Origin of the sequence: Phaeovulum sp., assembly GCF_041596715.1 — a bacterium.
Taxonomy (GTDB): Bacteria; Pseudomonadota; Alphaproteobacteria; order Rhodobacterales; family Rhodobacteraceae; genus UBA6213.
Genome location: NZ_JBFHIA010000269.1, coordinates 1 through 3,745, shown reverse-complemented (window position 1 = coordinate 3,745; position 3,745 = coordinate 1). Strand labels below are relative to the sequence as shown.

The 3,745-nt window shown below is 61.7% G+C and carries 3 protein-coding genes and 2 pseudogenes; all 5 read left to right on the top strand.

Annotation, left to right across the window (positions count from 1 at the left end; genetic code table 11):
* Positions 1 to 325, top strand: a pseudogene (locus tag ABY403_RS14385) (long-chain fatty acid--CoA ligase); the annotation flags it as partial.
* A complete protein-coding gene (locus ABY403_RS14380; RefSeq protein WP_372841510.1) occupies positions 325 to 1,128 on the top strand; it encodes an SDR family NAD(P)-dependent oxidoreductase in 804 nt (267 codons plus the stop codon). The pseudogene ABY403_RS14385 and the gene ABY403_RS14380, both read left to right, overlap by 1 nt.
* Positions 1,129 to 1,356: 228 nt before the next feature.
* Positions 1,357 to 2,631 (top strand): hypothetical protein, encoded by a 1,275-nt coding sequence (locus tag ABY403_RS14375; RefSeq protein WP_372841509.1) that lies wholly within the window; start codon positions 1,357 to 1,359, stop codon positions 2,629 to 2,631.
* Positions 2,628 to 3,455, top strand: coding sequence for an RnfABCDGE type electron transport complex subunit D (locus tag ABY403_RS14370; protein ID WP_372841508.1), 828 nt, complete (start codon positions 2,628 to 2,630; stop codon positions 3,453 to 3,455). Before ABY403_RS14375 ends, ABY403_RS14370 begins: the two co-directional genes overlap by 4 nt.
* Positions 3,448 to 3,745 (top strand): annotated as a pseudogene (locus ABY403_RS14365) (NADH:ubiquinone reductase (Na(+)-transporting) subunit C); the annotation flags it as partial. The gene ABY403_RS14370 and the pseudogene ABY403_RS14365, both read left to right, overlap by 8 nt.

Genomic DNA, 3,745 nt, shown 5'->3' with positions numbered 1-3,745 from the left:
GTCCAAGGATGTGATCATTTCGGGCGGCACCAACATCTACCCGCGCGAGGTCGAAGAGGTGCTTTTGATGCACCCATCGGTGCACGAGGTAGCCGTGGTCGGCAAGAAAGACCGGGAATGGGGCGAAAGCGTTGCAGCCTTTGTCACCGCCGCGCCGGGCTGCGAGATTGATGTAGCGGCGCTAGATCTGCATTGCCGCGAGGCGATAGCGCGCTTCAAGCGGCCCAAGGCATATCGCGTGCTCGGCGCGCTTCCCAAAAACAACTACGGCAAGATTCTGAAGACCGAATTGCGCCGGATGCTCGAGCAGGAGGAGAAAGAGTGATGTCGAGACTGGATGGAAAGACAGCCCTGATCACCGGGTCGGTGCAGGGTATCGGGCTGGCGATTGCCGAGGCTTTGGCAACAGCAGGGGCGCGGATCGGGCTGCACGGGCTGGCTGGGCCAGATCAGGTGGCAGCGGCCACGGCAAAGCTGCAACGCGCCGGCGCGCCAGAGGTGCGGTTCTTCGATGCCGACATGTCCGATACCGCCGCTATCGACGCGATGATGGACGCGGTTGTCGCATGGGGTGGTGCCGACATTCTGGTCAATAACGCAGGCATCCAGCGCACCGTCAGCTTTGCGCAAGCAACGCCGGAAATCTGGAACGCGGTGCTGGCGGTAAACCTTTCGGGGGCCTTTCACACCATGCGCCGGGCCCTGCCCTTGATGGCTGAAAAGGGATACGGGCGGGTCGTGAACATCGCCTCGGTCCATGGGCTGGTCGCCTCGGTCAACAAGGCGCCCTATGTCGCCTCGAAGTTCGGGCTGGTGGGCATGAGCCGGGTGGCCGCGCTAGAATACGCAGCCGCGGGCAACAAGGCAGCGGGTGGCGTGACGGTCAACTGCATCTGTCCCGGATGGACCGAAACCGCCATTATCGAGCCGCAGATCGCGCAGCGCGCTGCGGCCCACGGCGGCGACCGCGCGGCGGGCATTGCCGATCTGCTGGCCGAAAAGCAACCGTCCCAAAGAACCTCGGACCCGTCCGAAATCGGCGCGCTCGCGCTTTGGCTTTGCGCCCCCATCGCGCACAACGTCACTGGAACCGCTATCCCGATCGATGGGGGCTGGACGGTGCAGTAGCAGGCAACGACTGCGGCGGTCAGGGCGGGCCTGCAACGCCACGCATCAAACTGTAAACCATTCAAAACCGCCGCTTGAACCAACAGAGGCAAGCAGCTTAACCTAAACTCGATACGCCCGAACCTTCTGATCCAATATCAGCAAGGCAATTACAAATCTTTCGACGACGGACAGAAAGCAGAACCAGACCAGAAACGCGCATTTGCAAAGTTACCGGGAAGGGGTGCCGTGGAGTTCAGATTTCGCAAGGGCCGCGACTTTGACTTGGGCCCTGCCCCCGCCAACAAACCTGCGGTTTCGCGCGACATACGCGCGGTCGGTTTGATGGCGCAAGACTTTCCCGGCGTGCATTTCGACATGCGGGTTGAAGCTGACGAACACGTCCGTCGCGGCCAGACACTGTGCGTAGATCGCGATAACCCAGACATTGCTTTCGTTGCGAGCCTGAGCGGCAGGGTCAGCAAGATCCGCCACGGCGCAAGACGCCGCATCGAGACAATCGAGATTACCGCCGAAGGCAACGATGACACGCGCTTCGACATTGAAGCTGCGTTAGAGGACGACACGGCTTTGCGTGCGCTTTTGCTGCAAAGCGGTGCTTGGGTAGGCATTCGCAGCCGCCCCTTCGGCCGTATTCCGACAGCGTCCGCGCGCCCGTCTGCGATTTTTGTGACCGCCACCGACAGCCACCCGCTTGCACCGGAACCAGCGCATGTTCTGGCACCGCAGATGGACAGTTTCACGCGCGGTGTTGCGGCCTTGCTGCGTCTGACCGAAGGCCCGGTCTTTGTATGCCAAGCTTTTGGGCCATCATTGGTGGAACCGGGCGAAAGGCTTCGCGTCGCGCAGTTTTCCGGCCCACACCCTTCCGGGCTTGCGGGTACCCATATTCACCACCTTTGGCCGGTTTCAAGCCACAGATCGGTCTGGCAGATCGGCTATCAGGATGTGGCGGCGATCGGCGATTTGCTGAAAACGGGCCAGATCAACAGCCAGCGGACGATTTCGGTGGCGGGGCCCGGCCTCAGCGCGCCCGCGCTGGTCGATGCCCCGCTGGGTGCCGAACTTTCCGGCCTGCTGGGGGGAGGGCACACCGATGCAGACAGCGCCTTGGTGCGGTTGATTTCCGGATCGATTTCTTCGGGGCGCGCGACGCGGTTTCTTGGACGCTACGATCTACAACTGACCGTTCTCAACAAACACGAGCACGCCGCGCAAGCGCGCACGGCGCTCGGGCGGTTATTTGAAAAGCTCCCGCACAAGGCAATTGGCGCGACCGTGCCATCAGAGGCATTCGAGCGGCTGTTTCCCTTTGACCTTCTGCCGGTCCCCCTGATGCGCGCCCTTGCGGTGGGAGACGTGGAAAGCACCGAGCGGCTTGGCGGTCTGGAACTGCTAGAAGAGGATTTGGCGCTGCTAAGTTGGCGCTGTCCCTCGGGCAGCGACTACGGCAAGCTGTTGCGGCACGTGCTCGACAAACTGGACGAGGAGCGCGCCACATGAGCCTGCCAGAGCCCATCCTCACTCGCGTCTGGGATGCCAATCGACTGGTGCTCGTATCGGTTATCGCAATTCTTGCGCCTTTGACTGCGCTGATCGCTGAACGCGGCTCAGCGCAACTGGTTCCGCTGGCGCTGGCGCTTGGCGTGGCGGCCTTTTGGCATCTGACGTTTTCCCTGATCCGAAATCGCCCGCTCGGGTGGGACGGAGCCGTGATCGCGATGATCTTTGTGGTGTTGGTTCCGGCTTCGGTGCCACTTTGGCAGCAGGGGCTTGCGCTATCATTCGGGCTGGTAATGGGCGATCTGGTCTTTGGCGGGCGGGGCCGCGGATTTCTGAGCGCGGCAACCGTCGGTTTGGCCTTTCTGCTGTTTTCATTTCCCGTAACCGAAACCGCGCCCTTCGGCACGGCGACGGTAATTGCCGCGTTGGGAAGTGGCGCGCTGTTGCTATACGCGCGTATTCTGTCTTGGCGGGTCGTTGCGGGGTTTTTGGCCGCGATGCTTCTTTTGAGCATTGCGATGATCTTGCGAAGTTTTACATGGCCCCTGCCCCCAAGCTGGCCCGCCGAACCAAGTGCTGCGCTGATCCTTGGGCTGGTGTTTCTGATCGGTGATCCGGTCGCCGCCGCCAGCACCAATGCCGGGCGCTGGCCCTATGGGTTTCTTGCAGGCGTGCTGGTCTTTTTGCTTGGACATTCCGGCCAAGACATCTTGCCGTCTTTGGTCTTTGCCGCCTTGCTGGCCAGTGTCTTCGCGCCACTGATCGATCAGGTCGTAATCTGGGCCAACACCCGGCGGCGAGAGCGGAGGCAACGTAGTGTCTGACCTCTCACCCTTTGCGCTTTGGCGCCGTTTTCTTGCCCTGCCAAACGACAGCCGAACCAAGACGCTGGGTATAGCCTTCCTTGTGGCGCTGGTGTCATCAACCACGGTGTCGGTGACATCCGTGGCGCTGAGGCCGCGCCAGCAGACCCATCAGGAATCTTCGCGTGAGGCGAAGCTTTCGGCGATGGTCGCGGCGCTTCCGGGCCTTGCGGAGATCTTGCTCAATTCCGAGGTCGAGACGCTGGAGACAGTGATCGTCGATTTGGCAAGCGGGCGCACCACCGATGATC

Excerpts from the sequence above, each read along its gene's own strand:
- ABY403_RS14380 (WP_372841510.1), top strand. The coding sequence starts at position 325 with ATGTCGAGACTGGATGGAAAGACAGCCCTGATCACCGGGTCGGTGCAG.
- ABY403_RS14370 (WP_372841508.1), top strand. The coding sequence starts at position 2,628 with ATGAGCCTGCCAGAGCCCATCCTCACTCGCGTCTGGGATGCCAATCGA.